This is a genomic window from Mycolicibacter terrae (assembly GCF_010727125.1).
Taxonomy (GTDB): domain Bacteria; phylum Actinomycetota; class Actinomycetes; order Mycobacteriales; family Mycobacteriaceae; genus Mycobacterium; species Mycobacterium terrae.
The window spans coordinates 3,539,273-3,557,495 of the sequence record NZ_AP022564.1 but is presented as its reverse complement, the minus strand read 5'-3'; the positions used below and the strand labels follow the sequence as shown (position 1 = coordinate 3,557,495).

Sequence of the window (18,223 nt, the reverse complement as noted above, 5' to 3'; positions counted from 1 at the left end):
CTCAGCCGGCCGCCCCGCGGGTCATGTGCCCGCGGCCCCACTCGCACAGCGCCTCGAGCACCGGTGCCAGCGTCTTTCCGTACGCGGAGATCGAATAGTGCACGCACGGCGGCACCGTGCCGGCGTCGTGGCGGTCGATGATGCCGTCGGCGACGAGTTCGTGCAGATGACGGATGAGCATTCGTTCGGTGATGCCCGGGATGCTGCGCCGCAACTCGGCCGTGCGCATCGGCCCGTCGGCCAGGCGCCACAGGATGGTGCCCTTCCAGCGGCCGTCGATCACCGACAGCGCGGCGTCGATCGGGCAGTCGCCGACCTCTTTCTTCGATACCGCCACCGCACCTCCTCATGCTGACTAATTTGTCAGTACCTTGTTTTTTGTCAGCATAACGGTCATAGTCGGTGCCGTGCTGGAGATGATCTGGATTCTTGCGATATTGATGGCCGGGACGCTGGTGGGCGCGGAGTTCGCCGTGGCGGCGTTCCTGCACCCGGTTCTCGGGCGCCTGGACGGCGACGCGTTCCGGGACGCCCGCGGGGACGCCGCCCGGCTGCTCGGACGGGTGATGCCGTTCTGGTACCTGACCGCACTGGCCCTGCTGGTGGCGGCCGCCGTCGTCGCCGACGCGCAGCGCTGGCCGATCGGTGCCGGCGTGGGTCTGATGATCGTGGTCGTGCTGATGACGGTGACCCTGATGGTGCCGATCAACAACCGCATCGGAGCCGGTGAGGTCTCCCGCCCGCTGGTGGTGCGCTGGGATCGGCTGCACTGGTTGCGGGTGGCGATGCTGGCCGCGATGTTCGTCCTGCTGATGATCGGCGCACTGAACGCCTGAGCGGTGGCGGCCGTTTTGGCTGATTGCCACCGGTCACGCTATGGTGTGAACCGATCCACCGAAGACCGTCGGTCACCGAGCAATCGGTTGAAGGTCCGGGAACATCCCGGCGGCCCACGCAGGAGGACGAGGCACCGGCCCCGCCGGCACTGCATTGTGACGCCCCGACCGCATCCTGCGTCGGGGCGTTCGTCATTTCCGGGTGGGTCACCGAGACAAGTACAGCGACACCGAGGAGGTATGCATGGCGCGGGCTGACAAGACCGCCGCCGTCGCGGACATCGTCGAGCAGTTCAACGACGCGACCGCCACCGTGATCACCGAGTATCGCGGTCTGACGGTGGCGAACCTGGCGGAGCTGCGGCGTTCGCTGGCCGGCTCGGCCACCTACACGGTGGCGAAGAACACGCTGGTCAAGCGGGCCGCGGCCGAGGCCGGGCTCGAAGGGCTCGACGAGCTGTTCGCGGGCCCGACGGCGATCGCGTTCGTCCGGGGCGAGCCGGTCGACGCCGCCAAGGCCATCAAGAAGTTCGCCAAGGACCACAAGGCGCTGGTCATCAAGGGCGGCTACATGGACGGTCACGCGCTGACCGTCGCCGAGGTGGAGCGCATCGCCGACCTGGAGTCGCGCGAGGTGCTGCTGGCCAAGCTGGCCGGTGCCATGAAGGCCAACCTGTCCAAGGCGGCCGGCCTGTTCGCCGCCCCGGCGTCGCAGATGGCCCGCCTGGCCGCGGCGCTGCAGGAGAAGAAGCCCGCCGAGGCTGTGGAGGCCGCACCGGCCGCCGAGGCCCCGGCTGCCGAAGCACCCGCCGAGACCGAAGCACCCGCCGAGACCGAGGCCCCGGCCGAGACCGAGGCTCCGGCCGAGACCGCCGAGGCTCCGGCCGAAGCCGCCGAGTAACCAATCCCAACCCCAACTTCCTAACCGGAATCAGAAAGGACCGAAATCATGGCTAAAATTTCCACCGACGATCTGTTGGACGTCTTCAAGGAGATGACCCTGCTGGAGCTGTCGGACTTCGTGAAGAAGTTCGAGGAGACCTTCGACGTCACCGCCGCGGCTCCGGTCGCCGTCGCCGCCGCCCCGGGCGCCGCCCCGGCCGCCGCTGAGGCCGGCGAGGAGCAGTCCGAGTTCGACGTCATCCTGGAAGCGGCCGGCGACAAGAAGATCGGCGTGATCAAGGTGGTCCGCGAGGTCGTGTCCGGCCTGGGCCTCAAGGAGGCCAAGGACCTGGTCGACGGCGCTCCCAAGCCGCTGCTGGAGAAGGTCGCCAAGGAGGCCGCCGAGGAGGCCAAGGCCAAGCTCGAGGCCGCCGGCGCCACCGTCACCGTCAAGTAGTTTCTACCGCCCAAACCCCCGGCAGCCGTAAGGCTTCCGGGGGTTTGCGCTATTCAGGCCCGGTCGCTCACCGCGGCCAGCGACTCCGCCACCCTCTCGGGGCTGTCACCGAGCGCCACCAACAGGCCGGTCGCCATCGGGCCCAGCACCGGCCCCACCGCCATCGCCCGGTCTTGGGTGTCGCCGAAGAACCCGGCCAGCTCCAACATGACGAAGCCGTGCATCACCGTCCAGAACTGCGCCGCGGTCGCCACCACCGCTGCGTCTGAAGCGGCCGAGCCCACCGAACCGTTCGGCGCCGCCGTGATCCGGCCCGCCTGTATCGATCGGTGTACGCCACGGACCACGTGGGCGAAGCTGGGGATGTGGTCACCGATCTGCGCCAGGCTCAGCGTGAGCATGTTGTGGGCCGGGGCGTTGATGCCGCTCGCACTGGTGCTGCCGAACATCAGCCGGTACAGGTGCGGCCGTTCGATGGCGAAGTCGCGGTAGGCCATGCCGGTGGCCAGCAGATCGGCCACCGGATCCTCGGTGAGCGGGATCGTCAGCGCCGCGTCGAATTGGCGCAGGCCCTCCTGGGTGACCGCCGCGATCAGCTGGGGCATGCCGCCGAAATGGGTGTAGACCGCCATCGTCGAGGTTCCGGCCGCGGCGGCCACCTTGCGAGCCTGCAGCGCGTCGGGCCCGTGCTCGTCGAGCAGCCCGACAGCCGCGTGCAGCAGCTCATCACGGACGGTGCGTTCCGGCTGCGACGTCACGGTTGCCATCGTCGCACAGTCGGCGTACGGTATCCATAACGTTGAAATAACATTGTTATAGGAGCCGTCATGAGCCTCAACACCACCAGCCGGACCGCGCCGGCGGCCAACCCGTACCTCGAAGGCGTCATGGGGCCCGTGCCCACCGAGATGACGGCCACCGAACTGCGGGTGACCGGAGAGATCCCCGATTATCTCGACGGTCGCTACCTGCGCAACGGACCCAATCCGGTCGCCGAGGTCGACCCGGCCACCTACCACTGGTTCACCGGCGACCCGATGGTGCACGGCGTGGCGCTGGAAGAGGGCCGCGCCCGCTGGTACCGCAACCGTTGGGTGCGCACCCCGGCGGTCTGTGCCGCGCTGGGCGAGCCACTGCCGGCCCGGATCGACGTCCGGGCCGGGATGCAGTCCGTCGGGCCCAACACCAACGTCCTCGGCCACGCCGGCAAGACGCTGGCGCTGGTCGAGGGCGGCGTGGCCAACTACGAACTCACCGAAGACCTCGACACGGTGGGAACCTGCGACTTCGACGGCACCCTGGCGGGCGGCTACACCGCGCACCCGCACCGCGACCCGCTCACCGGCGAGCTGCATGCCGTTTCATACTCCTTCGCCCGGGGCAACACCGTGCAGTACTCGGTGATCGACAACACCGGACGCGCCCGCCGCACCGTCGACATCGAGGTGACCGGGTCGCCGATGATGCACGACTTCTCGCTGACCGAGAAGTACGTGGTGGTCTATGACCTGCCGGTCACCTTCGATTCGGCCCAGGTGCTGCCGGTCAACATGCCCCGCTGGCTCAAGACGCCCGCCCGGCTGGTGCTGAGCAGCCTGGTCGGCAAGGTCCGGGTGCCCGGGCCGTTCACCTCGATCGTCAACCGCGACAGCCGGCCGCCGGCCGGACTGCCGTACGCGTGGAACCCCGGCTACCCGGCGCGTATCGGAGTGATGCCGCGTGAGGGCGAAGCCCAGGGATGGGTCCGGGCGGGGGAAGCGCAGGTGCGCTGGTTCGACGTCGAACCGTGCTATGTCTTCCACCCGGTCAACGCCTACTCCGACGTGACGCCGGCCGGACAGGAACTGCTGGTGCTCGACGTGGTGCGCTACGCGAAGGTCTTCGACGTCGACCGGCGCGGGCCGGGCGACGCCCCGCCCAGGCTGGACCGCTGGACGATCAACCTGGACACCGGCGCGGTGAACACCGAGACCCGCGACGACCGGCCGCAGGAGTTCCCCCGGATCAACGAGACCCTGCTGGGCGGAAAGCACCGCTTCGGTTACACCGTCGGGATCAACGGCGGTTTCATCGGTGACACCGGGGCCGAACTGTCAACGGCGCTGTACAAACACGACTACGCGACCGGGTCGAGCATGACGGCGCCGCTCGACCCGCAGCTGGTGCTCGGAGAGATGTCGTTCGTGCCGCGCCCGGGGGGCGTGAACGAGCACTTGGCCGAGGATGACGGCATCCTGATCGGAATGGGCCACCACCGCGGGTCGGACGAGGGCCAACTGCTGATCCTCGACGCCGCATCCTGTGAGACGGTGGCGACCGTGCACCTGCCGCAACGGGTGCCGATGGGCTTTCACGGAAATTGGACACCGGCTGACTGAGGCGGACGGGCGTTACGGGTCGCAACGGTGCGCTACAGTGGCCCAAGCCACAAGGGGAGTCGTGGCACGACCAAGAGTTGCGGAAGGACCTCACTAATGGGTGTCGCCATCGATGTACAGGGGCTGACGAAGTCCTTCGGATCGGCCCGGATCTGGGAAGACGTCTCCCTGACGATTCCCGAGGGTGAGGTCAGCGTGCTGCTGGGACCCTCCGGCACGGGCAAGTCGGTGTTCCTCAAGTCGTTGATCGGGCTGTTGCGGCCCGAGCGCGGCTCGATCGTCATCGACGGCACTGACATCTTGCAGTGTTCGGCCAAGGAGCTCTACGAGATCCGCACGCTGTTCGGGGTGCTGTTCCAGGACGGCGCGCTGTTCGGGTCGATGAACATCTACGACAACACCGCGTTCCCGCTGCGTGAGCACACCAAGAAGAGTGAGAAAGAGATCCGTGACATCGTCATGGAGAAGCTCGAGCTGGTCGGTATGCCCAACGACGGCTACAAGTTCCCGGGTGAGATCTCCGGTGGTATGCGCAAGCGTGCCGGCCTGGCTCGCGCGCTGGTGCTGGACCCGCAGATCATCCTGTGCGACGAGCCCGACTCCGGTCTGGACCCGGTCCGCACGGCGTACCTGAGCCAGCTGCTGATCGACATCAACGCCCAGATCGACGCCACCATCCTGATCGTCACGCACAACATCAACATCGCCCGCACCGTTCCGGACAACATCGGCATGCTGTTCCGCAAGCAGTTGGTGATGTTCGGGCCGCGCGAGGTGCTGCTGACCTCCGATGAGCCGGTGGTGCGCCAGTTCCTCAACGGCCGGCGTATCGGGCCGATCGGCATGTCCGAGGAGAAGGACCAGGCCACCGCGGCGGCCGAGGAGGCCATGATGGCAGCCGGCCAGAGCGACGGCGGCGTCGAAGAGGTCTTCGGGGTGCCGCCCCAGCTCAGCGCGACCCCTGGCCTGCCGGAGCGCAAGGGTGTGGCCCGGCGTAAAGCCCGGGTGCGCGAGATCCTGCACACCCTGCCCGCAGGCGCCCAGGCCGCCATTCGCGACGACCTCGAAGGCACCCACAAGTACGCGGTGCACGAGTTCCCGGAAGCCGACGAAGCTCCCACCGCCTCGCTCCAGACCCCGCCGGGCTGACACCTGGCCGTCGGCCCGCGCCGTGTCAGCTCTTGACGGACGGACGTAAACGGTCCAATCTGGTCACCAGTGTTTGTGCGAGGGTTCTGGCGGAGGCCAGCCAGCACCGATAGGACCCCGGGATGCTGCAGTTGAGGTTTGCGTGAGCCTGCGCTATTGTTGGACGTTGCGCTGGCTTCCTCCTGCCCACCCTTACCCGCACCCGAACCCGCAGTACCAGCCTGAGTCGCGTTCGTCGGCTCGTTTAAGGCTTGTGACGTCGTGGTTTGGCTGTGCGTGAGACCGGACTAGAGCGTCCGCCAGCCGAACCAACGGTTGATATTCGCAGCGAACGGGGTCTGGTGTTCACCGGGACCCGTTAGCCGCATTAGGTGCTGGAAGGATGCATCTTGGCAGTCTCCCGCCAGAGCAAGAAGAACGCTTCAGGTACTACCACCCAAAATTCCCCCAACAGTTCCGTGCCCGGGGCTCCCAACCGGATCTCCTTCGCCAAGCTGCGCGAGCCGCTTGAGGTTCCGGGTCTGCTCGACGTGCAGACCGATTCCTTCCAGTGGCTGATCGGGGCGCCGGAGTGGCGGGAGAAGGTGGCCAAGCAGACCGGCGCGACGCCCAAGGGCGGCCTCGAAGACGTGCTCGAGGAGCTGTCGCCGATCGAGGACTTCTCCGGCTCGATGTCGCTGTCGTTCTCCGACCCGCGGTTCGACGACGTCAAGGCGCCGGTCGAGGAGTGCCGCGACAAGGACATGACCTACGCCGCGCCGCTGTTCGTCACCGCGGAGTTCATCAACAACAACACCGGTGAGATCAAGAGCCAGACGGTGTTCATGGGCGACTTCCCGATGATGACCGAGAAGGGCACCTTCATCATCAACGGCACCGAGCGTGTCGTCGTCTCCCAGCTGGTGCGGTCGCCGGGCGTGTACTTCGACGCCAACATCGACAAGTCCACCGAGAAGACGCTGCACTCGGTCAAGGTGATCCCGGGCCGCGGTGCCTGGCTGGAGTTCGACGTCGACAAGCGTGACCTGGTCGGCGTCCGTATCGACCGCAAGCGCCGTCAGCCGGTCACCGTGCTGCTCAAGGCGCTGGGCTGGACCAGCGAGGCGATCCGGGAGCGGTTCGGCTTCTCCGAGATCATGATGTCGACGCTGGAGAAGGACAACGCCGCCAACTCCGACGAGGCGCTGCTGGACATCTACCGCAAGCTGCGTCCGGGCGAGCCCCCCACCAAGGAGTCCGCGCAGACCCTGCTGGAGAACCTGTTCTTCAAGGAGAAGCGCTACGACCTGGCCCGGGTGGGTCGCTACAAGATCAACAAGAAGCTGGGCCTGCCGGCCGCACCCGCCGACGTCGAGACGTCGCCGACCACGCTGACCGAAGAGGACATCGTGGCCACCATCGAGTACCTGGTGCGGCTGCACCAGGCCGCTCAGGACGGTCAGTCCGGCACCATGACGGTGCCCGGCGGTGTCGAGGTGCCCGTCGAGGTCGACGACATCGACCACTTCGGCAACCGGCGGCTGCGCACGGTGGGTGAGCTGATCCAGAACCAGATCCGGGTCGGGTTGTCCCGGATGGAGCGTGTGGTCCGCGAGCGGATGACCACCCAGGACGTCGAGGCCATCACGCCGCAGACCCTGATCAACATCCGCCCGGTGGTCGCCGCGATCAAGGAGTTCTTCGGCACCAGCCAGCTCTCGCAGTTCATGGACCAGAACAACCCGCTGTCGGGTCTGACCCACAAGCGCCGGCTGTCGGCGCTGGGCCCGGGTGGTCTGTCCCGTGAGCGGGCCGGGCTTGAGGTCCGTGACGTGCACCCGTCCCACTACGGCCGGATGTGTCCGATCGAGACCCCGGAGGGTCCGAACATCGGTCTGATCGGCTCGCTGGCGACCTACGCGCGGGTCAACCCGTTCGGGTTCATCGAAACCCCGTACCGCAAGGTCAACGACGGTGTGGTCAGCGATGAGATCGTCTACCTGACCGCCGACGAGGAGGACCGCCACGTCGTGGCGCAGGCCAACTCGCCGCTGGAGGACGACAGTCGCTTCGCCGAGGACCGAGTTCTGGTGCGCCGCAAGGGCGGTGAGGTCGAGTACGTGTCGTCGGCCGAGGTCGACTACATGGACGTCTCGCCGCGCCAGATGGTGTCGGTGGCCACGGCCATGATCCCGTTCCTGGAGCACGACGACGCCAACCGTGCCCTGATGGGCGCCAACATGCAGCGTCAGGCGGTTCCCCTGGTGCGCAGCGAGGCGCCGCTGGTGGGCACCGGCATGGAGCTGCGTGCGGCGATCGACGCCGGCGATGTGATCGTCGCGGACAAGACCGGTGTCATCGAGGAGGTCTCCGCCGACTACATCACGGTGATGGCCGATGACGGTACGCGGCAGACCTACCGGATGCGTAAGTTCAACCGGTCCAACCACGGCACCTGCGCCAACCAGCGTCCGATCGTCGACGCCGGCCAGCGGGTCGAGGTCGGCCAGGTGATCGCGGACGGTCCGTGCACCGACAACGGTGAGATGGCCCTGGGCAAGAACCTGCTCGTGGCGATCATGCCGTGGGAGGGGCACAACTACGAGGACGCGATCATCCTGTCCAACAGGCTGGTCGAGGAGGACACGCTGACCTCGATTCACATCGAGGAGCACGAGATCGACGCCCGCGACACCAAGCTGGGCGCCGAGGAGATCACCCGGGACATCCCGAACGTCTCCGATGAGGTGCTGGCAGACCTCGACGAGCGCGGCATCGTCCGCATCGGCGCCGAGGTCCGCGACGGCGACATCCTGGTCGGCAAGGTGACCCCCAAGGGGGAGACCGAGCTGACGCCCGAGGAGCGGCTGCTGCGCGCCATCTTCGGTGAGAAGGCCCGCGAAGTGCGGGACACCTCGCTGAAGGTGCCGCACGGCGAGTCCGGCAAGGTCATCGGCATCCGGGTGTTCTCCCGCGAGGACGACGACGAGCTGCCCGCCGGGGTCAACGAGCTGGTGCGCGTGTATGTCGCGCAGAAGCGCAAGATCTCCGACGGTGACAAGCTGGCCGGCCGCCACGGCAACAAGGGCGTCATCGGCAAGATCCTGCCGGCCGAGGACATGCCCTTCCTGCCGGACGGCACCCCGGTCGACATCATCCTGAACACCCACGGTGTGCCGCGACGGATGAACATCGGTCAGATCCTGGAGACCCACCTGGGCTGGATCGCCAAGACCGGCTGGACCATCGAAAAGGACAGTGGTGGCTCCGTGCCGGACTGGGCCGACAAGCTCCCCGAGGAGCTGCACTCGGCCGGTCCGGACACCCGCACCGCGACCCCGGTGTTCGACGGCGCTCAGGAGTCCGAGCTGCAGGGTCTGCTGTCCTCGACCCTGGCCAACCGCGACGGCGAGGTCATGGTCAACGGCGACGGCAAGGCGATGCTGTTCGACGGTCGCTCCGGTGAGCCGTTCCCGTACCCGGTGACCGTCGGCTACATGTACATCATGAAGCTGCACCACCTGGTGGACGACAAGATCCACGCCCGCTCCACCGGTCCGTACTCGATGATCACCCAGCAGCCGCTGGGTGGTAAGGCGCAGTTCGGTGGCCAGCGGTTCGGTGAGATGGAGTGCTGGGCCATGCAGGCCTACGGTGCGGCATACACGCTGCAGGAGCTGCTGACCATCAAGTCCGACGACACCGTGGGCCGCGTCAAGGTCTACGAGGCAATCGTCAAGGGCGAGAACATCCCCGAGCCCGGTATTCCGGAGTCGTTCAAGGTGTTGCTCAAGGAGCTGCAGTCGCTCTGCCTCAACGTCGAGGTGCTGGCGAAGGACGGCGCGGCCATCGAGTTGCGCGAAGGCGAGGACGAGGACCTGGAGCGGGCAGCCGCCAACCTGGGAATCAACCTGTCCCGCAACGAATCCGCGTCAGTCGAGGATCTGGCCTAGATCTTTTTCACTAGTTACTAAACCCGCAAGGGGAAAGGGAGTTACGTGCTAGACGTCAACTTCTTCGATGAGCTCCGCATCGGCCTGGCGACCGCGGAGGACATCCGGCAATGGTCCTACGGCGAGGTCAAGAAGCCGGAGACCATCAACTACCGCACGCTCAAGCCCGAGAAGGACGGCCTGTTCTGCGAGAAGATCTTCGGACCGACTCGCGACTGGGAGTGCTACTGCGGCAAGTACAAGCGCGTGCGCTTCAAGGGCATCATCTGTGAGCGCTGCGGCGTCGAGGTGACTCGCGCCAAGGTGCGGCGTGAGCGGATGGGCCATATCGAACTGGCCGCCCCGGTCACCCACATCTGGTACTTCAAGGGCGTGCCGTCCCGGTTGGGTTACCTGCTGGACCTGGCGCCCAAGGACCTCGAGAAGATCATCTACTTCGCGGCCTACGTCATCACCGCCGTCGACACCGAGATGCGCCACAACGAGCTGTCCACGCTGGAAGCCGAGATGGTCGTCGAGAAGAAGGCCGTCGAGGACCAGCGCGACGCCGACCTGGAGGCGCGTGCCCAGAAGTTGGAGGCCGACCTGGCCGAGCTGGAGGCCGAGGGCGCGAAAGCCGATGTGCGGCGCAAGGTTCGCGACGGCGGCGAGCGCGAGATGCGTCAGCTGCGCGACCGGGCCCAGCGTGAGCTGGACCGCCTCGACAACATCTGGGACACCTTCGTCAAGCTGGCTCCCAAGCAGCTGATCGTCGACGAGACCGTCTACCGGGAGCTGGTCGACCGCTACGGCGAGTACTTCACCGGTGCGATGGGCGCGGAGTCGATCCAGAAGCTGATCGAGACCTTCGACATCGACGCCGAGGCCGAGTCGCTGCGCGACACCATCAAGAACGGCAAGGGGCAGAAGAAGCTTCGCGCCCTCAAGCGGCTCAAGGTGGTCGCCGCGTTCCAGCAGTCGGGCAACTCCCCGATGGGCATGGTGCTCGACGCGGTGCCGGTGATCCCGCCGGAGTTGCGCCCGATGGTGCAGCTCGACGGTGGCCGGTTCGCCACGTCCGACCTCAACGACCTGTACCGCCGGGTCATCAACCGCAACAACCGGTTGAAGCGACTGATCGACCTCGGTGCGCCCGAGATCATCGTCAACAACGAGAAGCGGATGCTGCAGGAGTCCGTCGACGCGCTGTTCGACAACGGCCGTCGCGGCCGGCCGGTCACCGGCCCGGGCAACCGTCCGCTGAAGTCGCTGTCCGATCTGCTCAAGGGCAAGCAGGGCCGGTTCCGGCAGAACCTGCTCGGTAAGCGTGTCGACTACTCGGGCCGTTCGGTCATCGTGGTCGGTCCGCAGCTCAAGCTGCACCAGTGCGGTCTGCCCAAGCTGATGGCGCTGGAGCTGTTCAAGCCGTTCGTGATGAAGCGACTGGTCGACCTGAACCACGCGCAGAACATCAAGAGCGCCAAGCGGATGGTGGAGCGGCAGCGGCCCCAGGTGTGGGATGTCCTCGAAGAGGTCATCGCCGAGCACCCGGTGCTGCTCAACCGTGCACCCACGCTGCACCGCCTGGGTATCCAGGCCTTCGAGCCGCAGCTGGTGGAGGGCAAGGCCATTCAGCTGCACCCGCTGGTGTGTGAGGCCTTCAACGCCGACTTCGACGGTGACCAGATGGCGGTGCACCTGCCGCTGAGCGCCGAGGCGCAGGCCGAGGCCCGCATCCTGATGCTGTCTTCCAACAACATCCTGTCGCCGGCCTCGGGTCGTCCGCTGGCCATGCCGCGACTGGACATGGTGACCGGTCTGTACTACCTGACCACCGAGGTCGAAGGGGACACAGGCGAATACACTCCGGCCGCCAAGGACCGCCCGGAGAGCGGCGTGTACTCCTCGCCGGCCGAGGCGATCATGGCCGTCGACCGCGGTGCGCTCTCGGTGCGGGCCAAGATCAAGGTGCGGCTGGACCAGCTGCGGCCCCCGGCCGCGGTCGAGACCGAGCTGTTCGGCGAGAACGGCTGGCGTCCGGGCGGTGCCTGGATGGCCGAGACCACGCTGGGCCGGGTGATGTTCAACGAGCTGCTGCCGACCGGGTATCCGTTCGTGAACAAGCAGATGCACAAGAAGGTTCAGGCCGTCATCATCAACGACCTGGCCGAGCGCTACCCGATGATCGTGGTCGCCCAGACCGTGGACAAGCTCAAGGACGCCGGCTTCTACTGGGCCACCCGTTCGGGGGTCACGGTCTCGATGGCCGACGTGCTGGTGCCGCCGCGCAAGAAGGAGATCTTGGACTCCTACGAGGAGCGCGCCGACAAGGTCGAAAAGCAGTTCCAGCGTGGCGCGCTCAACCACGACGAGCGCAACGAGGCGCTGGTGGAGATCTGGAAGGAAGCCACCGAGGAGGTGGGTCAGGCGCTGCGTGACCACTACCCGGCCGACAACCCGATCATCACCATCGTCGATTCCGGTGCGACGGGTAACTTCACCCAGACCCGGACGCTGGCCGGCATGAAGGGTTTGGTGACCAACCCCAAGGGTGAGTTCATCCCGCGGCCGATCAAGTCCTCGTTCCGTGAGGGCCTGACGGTGCTGGAGTACTTCATCAACACCCACGGCGCCCGAAAGGGCTTGGCGGACACCGCGTTGCGTACCGCCGACTCGGGCTACCTGACCCGTCGTCTGGTGGACGTGTCGCAGGACGTGATCGTGCGCGAGCACGACTGCGGCACCGAGCGCGGCATCATGGTGGAGCTGGCCGAGGTCGCTGCGGACGGATCGCTGATTCGCGACCCGTTCATCGAGACCTCGGCGTACGCCCGCACGTTGGCGGTCGACGCGGTCGACGAGAAGGGCAACGTCGTCATCGAGCGCGGCCACGACCTCGGCGACCCGTCGATCGAGGCCCTGCTGGGCGCCGGTATCTCGGCGATCAAGGTGCGCTCGGTGCTGACCTGTGCCACCGGAACCGGCGTGTGCGCGACCTGCTACGGCCGGTCGATGGCCACCGGCAAGCTGGTCGACATCGGCGAGGCCGTCGGCATCGTCGCGGCCCAGTCCATCGGTGAGCCCGGTACCCAGCTGACCATGCGCACCTTCCACCAGGGTGGTGTCGGTGAGGACATCACCGGCGGTCTGCCACGGGTGCAGGAACTGTTCGAGGCCCGCATCCCGCGCGGCAAGGCGCCGATCGCCGACGTCGCCGGACGGGTGCAACTCGAAGAGGGCGAGAAGTTCTACAAGATCACGATCGTGCCGGACGACGGTGGCGAGGAAGTGGTCTACGACAAGTTGCCCAAGCGTCAGCGGCTGCGGGTGTTCAAGCACGAGGACGGCTCCGAGCGGTTGCTGGCCGACGGTGACCACGTCGAGGTCGGCCAGCAGCTCATGGAGGGTTCGGCCGACCCGCACGAGGTGCTGCGCGTGCAGGGCCCCCGCGAGGTGCAGATCCACCTCGTCAAGGAGGTCCAGCAGGTCTACCGGGCCCAGGGTGTGTCGATCCACGACAAGCACATCGAGGTGATCGTCCGGCAGATGCTGCGCCGGGTGACCATCATCGACTCGGGCGCCACGGAGTTCCTGCCCGGTTCGCTGACCGAGCGGGCCGAGTTCGAGACGGAGAACCGTCGGGTGGTGGCCGAGGGCGGCGAGCCCGCGGCCGGGCGTCCGGTGCTGATGGGTATCACCAAGGCGTCGCTGGCCACCGACTCGTGGCTGAGCGCGGCGTCGTTCCAGGAGACCACCCGCGTGCTGACCGATGCGGCGATCAACTGCCGCAGCGACAAGCTGCAGGGCCTCAAGGAGAACGTGATCATCGGCAAGCTGATCCCGGCCGGCACCGGCATCAACCGGTACCGCAACATCGCGGTGCAGCCGACCGAGGAGGCCCGGGCCGCTGCGTACACGATCCCGTCCTACGAGGATCAGTACTACAGCCCGGACTTCGGCGCCGCCACCGGTGCCGCGGTGCCGCTGGACGACTACGGTTACAGCGACTACCGCTAGTCCCTTCTGCGCGAGCAGTCGCGAAAGCCCCCATTTCGAGGCCGAAATGGGGGCTTTCGCGTCTGATGGACGGGTTGTGAGCCGACCGTCGCGGGTGCGGGCGGGCCGCCACGGGTTGCGGCGCCCGCGCCGAGCAGGTTGCATCGTGGGCATGGGGGACGAGGTCAAGAGCTCCGACTACAGTCGCACCCAACGTCAGCTCTACCGGCGCAAGATCCAGCAGTGCCTCGACGTCTTCGAGACGATGCTGGCGCAGTCCAGCTTCGACTGCGACCAGCCGCTGACCGGCATGGAGATCGAGGCCAACCTGGTCGGTGGTGACTACCGGCCGGTGATGGCGAATTCCGACGTGCTGGCCGCGATCGACGATCCGGCCTATCAGCGCGAACTGGGTGCCTACAACATCGAACTCAACGTCCCGCCCCGACCACTGCCCGGGCGGCTGGGCCTGGAGCTGGAGGCCGAGGTGCGCGCCAGCCTCAATGCCGCGGAGGCCAAAGCCCACGCCGACGGTGCACGCATCGTGACGATCGGCATTCTGCCCACGCTGATGCCCGAACACCTGACCGGTGATTGGATGAGCGACTCGGCCCGCTATGCGGCGCTCAACGATTCGATCTTCGCCGCGCGCGGTGAAGATCTCGCCATCGACATCGACGGCCCCGAACCCCTGACCCTGCGTGCGCCCACCATCGCTCCGGAATCGGCGTGCACCAGTATGCAGTTGCACCTTCAGGTGTCGCCGGCTCAGTTCGCCGACCATTGGAACGCCGCCCAGGTGCTGGCCGGTCCGCAGCTGGCGCTGGGTGCCAATTCGCCGTACTTCTTCGGCCACCGGCTGTGGGCGGAGACCCGGGTCGAGGTGTTCGCCCAATCCACCGACACCCGACCCGACGAGCTGAAGAACCAGGGGGTGCGCCCGCGAGTGTGGTTCGGCGAGCGGTGGATCACCTCGATCTTCGACCTCTTCGAGGAGAACGTGCGCTACTTCCCGTCGCTGCTGCCGGAGGTCTCCGAGGAGGATCCGGTCGCCGAGCTGGCGCAGGGCCGCACACCGCAGCTGGCCGAGCTGCGCCTGCACAACGGGACGGTGTATCGGTGGAACCGGCCGGTTTATGACGTCGTCGACGGACGGCCCCACCTGCGGGTGGAGAACCGGGTGCTGCCGTCGGGGCCCACGGTCGCCGACATGCTGGCCAACGCGATCTTCTACTACGGACTGCTGCGCAGGATGGCCCGGGAGCGACGGCCGTTGTGGACCCAGATGAGTTTCGCCGTCGCCCACGACAACTTCCGCGCGGCCGCCCGCCACGGCATGGAGGCCCGGCTGTACTGGCCGGAGCTGGGTGAGGTCGGCGTGCAGGAGCTCACCCGGCGCGAGCTGCTCCCGATGGCCCGGCAGGGCCTCGACGAGTGGGGGGTGGCGCCGGAGGTGTCGGAGCGGTTCCTCGGCATCATCGAGGGCCGGGTCGCCTCGGGGCGCAACGGCGCCACCTGGCAGGTGTCGACGGTCCAGGCGTTGCAGGCGCAGGGGGCGAGCCGGCCGGACGCCCTGGTGGAGATGCTGCGGCGCTACTGCGCGCACATGCACACCAATCAGCCGGTACACACCTGGGAACTGGCCTGACGGTTCGGCTTCTCAGCGGGCTCGTCCCTCGCCCGCATCGTCGCCGAACTAGTCTTCTGGTCCGGCTTCTCAGCGGGCTCGTCCCTCGCCCGCATCGTCGCCGAACTAGGCTGACCGCCGTGTTGATCGGTTCCCACGTGCGCCCCGCTGATCCGTTGGCCGCCGCGGAGGCGGACGGCGCCGATGTGGTGCAGATCTTCCTCGGCAACCCGCAGAGCTGGAAGCCGCCCAAACCGCGCGAGGACGCCGAGCGCCTGCGACAGGCGGCGCTGCCGATCTACGTGCATGCCCCGTACCTGATCAACGTGGCGTCGCCGAACAACCGGGTGCGCATTCCCTCGCGCAACGTCCTGCAACAGACCTGTGACGCCGCCGCCGACATCGGCGCCGCCGCGGTGATCGTGCACGGCGGGCATGTGACCGCCGACGACGACGATGCGCAGGCCGGCTTCATCCGCTGGCGCAAGGCGCTGGACCGGCTGGAGACGACCGTCCCGGTGTATCTGGAGAACACCGCCGGCGGCGAGCACGCGATGGCCCGGCGCTTCGACACCATCGCCGAGCTGTGGGACCACATCGGCGACACCGGCGTCGGGTTCTGCCTGGACACCTGCCACACCTGGGCGGCCGGCGAGAAGCTGGCCGACGCGGTGGAGCGGATCAAGGCCATCACCGGACGCATCGACCTGGTGCACTGCAACGACTCCAAGGACGCCGCCGGCTCCGGCCGGGACCGGCACGCCAACTTCGGTACCGGCCAGATCGACCCCGAGCTGTTGGTCGCGGTGGTCAAGGCGGCCGGCGCCCCGGTCATCTGCGAGACCGCCGACGAGGGCCGCAAGGCTGATATCGCGTTCCTGAAAGAACACGTCGACTGATTCCGGCGGGTCTCGGGAGGTTCCGGCGCTGGTGAGGGGCGAATCTCGGGGTGGGGTTCCAGGCTGTCGATCAGTGGCTTTGTCATGCCGCAGGCCGGCGTCACACTCAGACCGATCACTTTCTAGTCGGCCTAAAACCATCCGCATTGATTGGTTACCCTTGAAACAGATGACAAGTGGTTGGTGGTGTGCTATTAATTTGCTATGGCCTCGCCAGCAAGGGCGGCTTGCACGTTCATTCCGGCTAAAGGATCCCTGATGACTGAGCGCCACCGCTGCGGTGCGGCGGGAATGAGCAACCCCTAGCGCGGCACCCACAGACGCGGCGGTCACGGCCTGGAACCTCCCGACCTCGGGCCGTGACCGCCGTTTTATTTGTCGGGCATAACTAGAGTTACATCCATTGTGCGTGCGTCGAAAAACTGTAATACTGCGGTATGGCCGACACGCACATCGTCACCAATCAGGTCTCTCCGCTGGAGGGCTACAACCCGGCGTCGTCGCCGGTCCTCATCGAGGCGCTCATCCGCGAGGGCGGTCAGTGGGGCGTCGACGAAGTCACCGACCTCGGCGCGATCTCCGGCTCGGCCCAGACCCAGCGCTGGGGTGAGCTCGCCGATCGCAACCGGCCGATCCTGCACACCCACGACGTCGTCGGTAACCGCATCGACGAAGTGGAATACGACCCGGCATACCACGAGCTGATGCGCACCGCGATCGCCCACGGCCTGCACGCCGCGCCGTGGGCCGACCCCCGGCCGGGCGCCCACGTGGTGCGTGCCGCCCAGACCGGGGTGTGGACCGCCGAACCCGGCCACATGTGTCCGATCTCGATGACCTATGCGGTCATCCCGGCGCTGCGCTACAACCAGGAACTGTCGAAAACCTACGAGCCGCTGTTGACCAGCCGGGACTACGACCCGGTGCTGAAGGTGCCCGCGACCAAGGCCGGCATCACCGCGGGCATGTCGATGACCGAGAAGCAGGGCGGCTCGGATGTGCGCGCGGGCACCACCGCCGCGGTGCCGAACGATGACGGCAGCTACACCCTGACCGGACACAAGTGGTTCACCTCGGCGCCGATGTGCGACGTGTTCCTGGTGCTGGCGCAGGCGCCCGGCGGCCTGAGCTGCTTCTTCCTGCCGCGAGTGCTGCCCGACGGCACCCGCAACCGGATGCGGCTGCAGCGGCTCAAAGACAAGCTCGGCAACCACGCCAACGCCTCCAGTGAGATCGAGTACGACGGCGCCACCGCGTGGCTGGTCGGTGAGGAGGGCCGCGGCGTCTCGGTCATCATCGAGATGGTCAACCTCACCCGGCTGGACTGCGCGCTGGGCAGCGCCACCAGCATGCGGATGGGGCTGGCCCGCGCCATCTACCACGCGCAGCACCGGAAAGCGTTCGGCGCCTACCTGATCGACCAGCCGCTGATGCGCAATGTGCTGGCCGACCTGGCGGTGGAGGCCGAAGCGGCCACCATGGTGACCATGCGGATGGCCGGCGCCACCGACAAGGCGGTTCAGGGCGACGACCGGGAGGGGTTGCTGCGCCGGATCGGCCTGGCGGCCACCAAGTACTGGGTCTGCAAGCGCGCCACCCCGCACGCCGCCGAGGCGATGGAATGCCTGGGCGGCAACGGCTATATCGAGGACTCGTTGATGCCGCGGCTGTACCGGGAGGCGCCGCTGATGGGCATCTGGGAGGGCTCCGGCAACGTCAGCGCCCTGGACACGCTGCGGGCGCTGGCCACCCAGCCCGACTCGGTGGCCGTGCTCTTCGACGAGCTGGCCGGCGCCGCCGGGCAGGACCGCCGCCTGGACGCGCACCTCGACAGCCTCAAGGCGCAGCTGGGTGACCTCGGCGACGGACGCGATCTCGCCGGCGCGCAGTACCGGGCCCGCAAGATCGCCGAGGACATCTGCCTGGCGCTGCAGGGCACGCTGCTGGTGCGCCACGGCCACCCGGCTGTCGCCGAGGCGTTTCTGGCCACGCGATTCGGCGGCCAATGGGGCGGGGCGTTCGGTACGCTTCCCGCGGGCCTGGACCTCGGGCCGATCCTCGAGCGTGCTGTCGTAAAAGGGTCGTAAA

12 protein-coding genes are annotated in these 18,223 nt (G+C 67.3%); 10 read left to right on the top strand and 2 right to left on the bottom strand.

From position 1 onward, the window contains the following. Position 1: 1 nt before the first annotated feature. The gene (locus G6N23_RS16840) at positions 2-337 is read right to left on the bottom strand and encodes a winged helix-turn-helix transcriptional regulator (protein ID WP_085258892.1); all 336 of its coding nucleotides are present in this window, start codon (positions 335-337) and stop codon (positions 2-4) included. 79 nt (positions 338-416) lie between these two features. Between G6N23_RS16840 and G6N23_RS16835 the strand changes: the two genes are divergently transcribed. The 3 genes from G6N23_RS16835 to rplL all read left to right on the top strand — a co-directional run bounded on the left by G6N23_RS16835 (position 417) and on the right by rplL (position 2,175). Continuing rightward, positions 417-836, top strand: coding sequence for an anthrone oxygenase family protein (locus G6N23_RS16835; protein WP_085259010.1), 420 nt, complete (start codon positions 417-419; stop codon positions 834-836). A gap of 244 nt (positions 837-1,080) precedes the next feature. Further along, a complete protein-coding gene (gene rplJ, locus G6N23_RS16830) occupies positions 1,081-1,737 on the top strand; it encodes a 50S ribosomal protein L10 (RefSeq protein WP_085259011.1) in 657 nt (218 codons plus the stop codon). A gap of 48 nt (positions 1,738-1,785) precedes the next feature. Beyond that, a complete protein-coding gene (gene rplL, locus G6N23_RS16825; RefSeq protein ID WP_085258893.1) occupies positions 1,786-2,175 on the top strand; it encodes a 50S ribosomal protein L7/L12 in 390 nt (129 codons plus the stop codon). Between the two features lie 53 nt (positions 2,176-2,228). Here rplL and G6N23_RS16820 read toward each other — a convergent pair whose 3' ends face one another. Continuing rightward, positions 2,229-2,933, bottom strand: coding sequence for a TetR/AcrR family transcriptional regulator (locus G6N23_RS16820; protein ID WP_179961140.1), 705 nt, complete (start codon positions 2,931-2,933; stop codon positions 2,229-2,231). A 69-nt stretch (positions 2,934-3,002) separates the two neighbouring features. Between G6N23_RS16820 and G6N23_RS16815 the strand changes: the two genes are divergently transcribed. The 7 genes from G6N23_RS16815 (at position 3,003) to G6N23_RS16785 (ending at position 18,222) form a co-directional block, all read left to right on the top strand. After that, the gene (locus G6N23_RS16815) at positions 3,003-4,553 is read left to right on the top strand and encodes a carotenoid oxygenase family protein (protein ID WP_085258895.1); all 1,551 of its coding nucleotides are present in this window, start codon (positions 3,003-3,005) and stop codon (positions 4,551-4,553) included. 96 nt (positions 4,554-4,649) lie between these two features. Beyond that, the gene (locus G6N23_RS16810; protein WP_085258896.1) at positions 4,650-5,702 is read left to right on the top strand and encodes an ABC transporter ATP-binding protein; all 1,053 of its coding nucleotides are present in this window, start codon (positions 4,650-4,652) and stop codon (positions 5,700-5,702) included. A gap of 371 nt (positions 5,703-6,073) precedes the next feature. Next, positions 6,074-9,634 carry a DNA-directed RNA polymerase subunit beta gene (gene rpoB, locus G6N23_RS16805; RefSeq protein ID WP_095173717.1) on the top strand — a complete coding sequence of 1,187 codons (3,561 nt, stop codon included), beginning with the start codon at positions 6,074-6,076 and terminating at the stop codon, positions 9,632-9,634. A 45-nt stretch (positions 9,635-9,679) separates the two neighbouring features. Further along, entirely contained in the window at positions 9,680-13,630 is a 3,951-nt protein-coding gene (locus tag G6N23_RS16800; RefSeq protein ID WP_085258898.1) for a DNA-directed RNA polymerase subunit beta', read from the top strand. A gap of 151 nt (positions 13,631-13,781) precedes the next feature. Further along, a complete protein-coding gene (locus G6N23_RS16795) occupies positions 13,782-15,257 on the top strand; it encodes a glutamate-cysteine ligase family protein (protein WP_085258899.1) in 1,476 nt (491 codons plus the stop codon). A 119-nt stretch (positions 15,258-15,376) separates the two neighbouring features. Next, complete coding sequence (locus G6N23_RS16790) at positions 15,377-16,135, top strand: deoxyribonuclease IV (protein WP_085258900.1); 759 nt, start codon at positions 15,377-15,379, stop codon at positions 16,133-16,135. 437 nt (positions 16,136-16,572) lie between these two features. Beyond that, a complete protein-coding gene (locus G6N23_RS16785; protein ID WP_085258901.1) occupies positions 16,573-18,222 on the top strand; it encodes an acyl-CoA dehydrogenase family protein in 1,650 nt (549 codons plus the stop codon). Position 18,223: the final 1 nt, after the last annotated feature.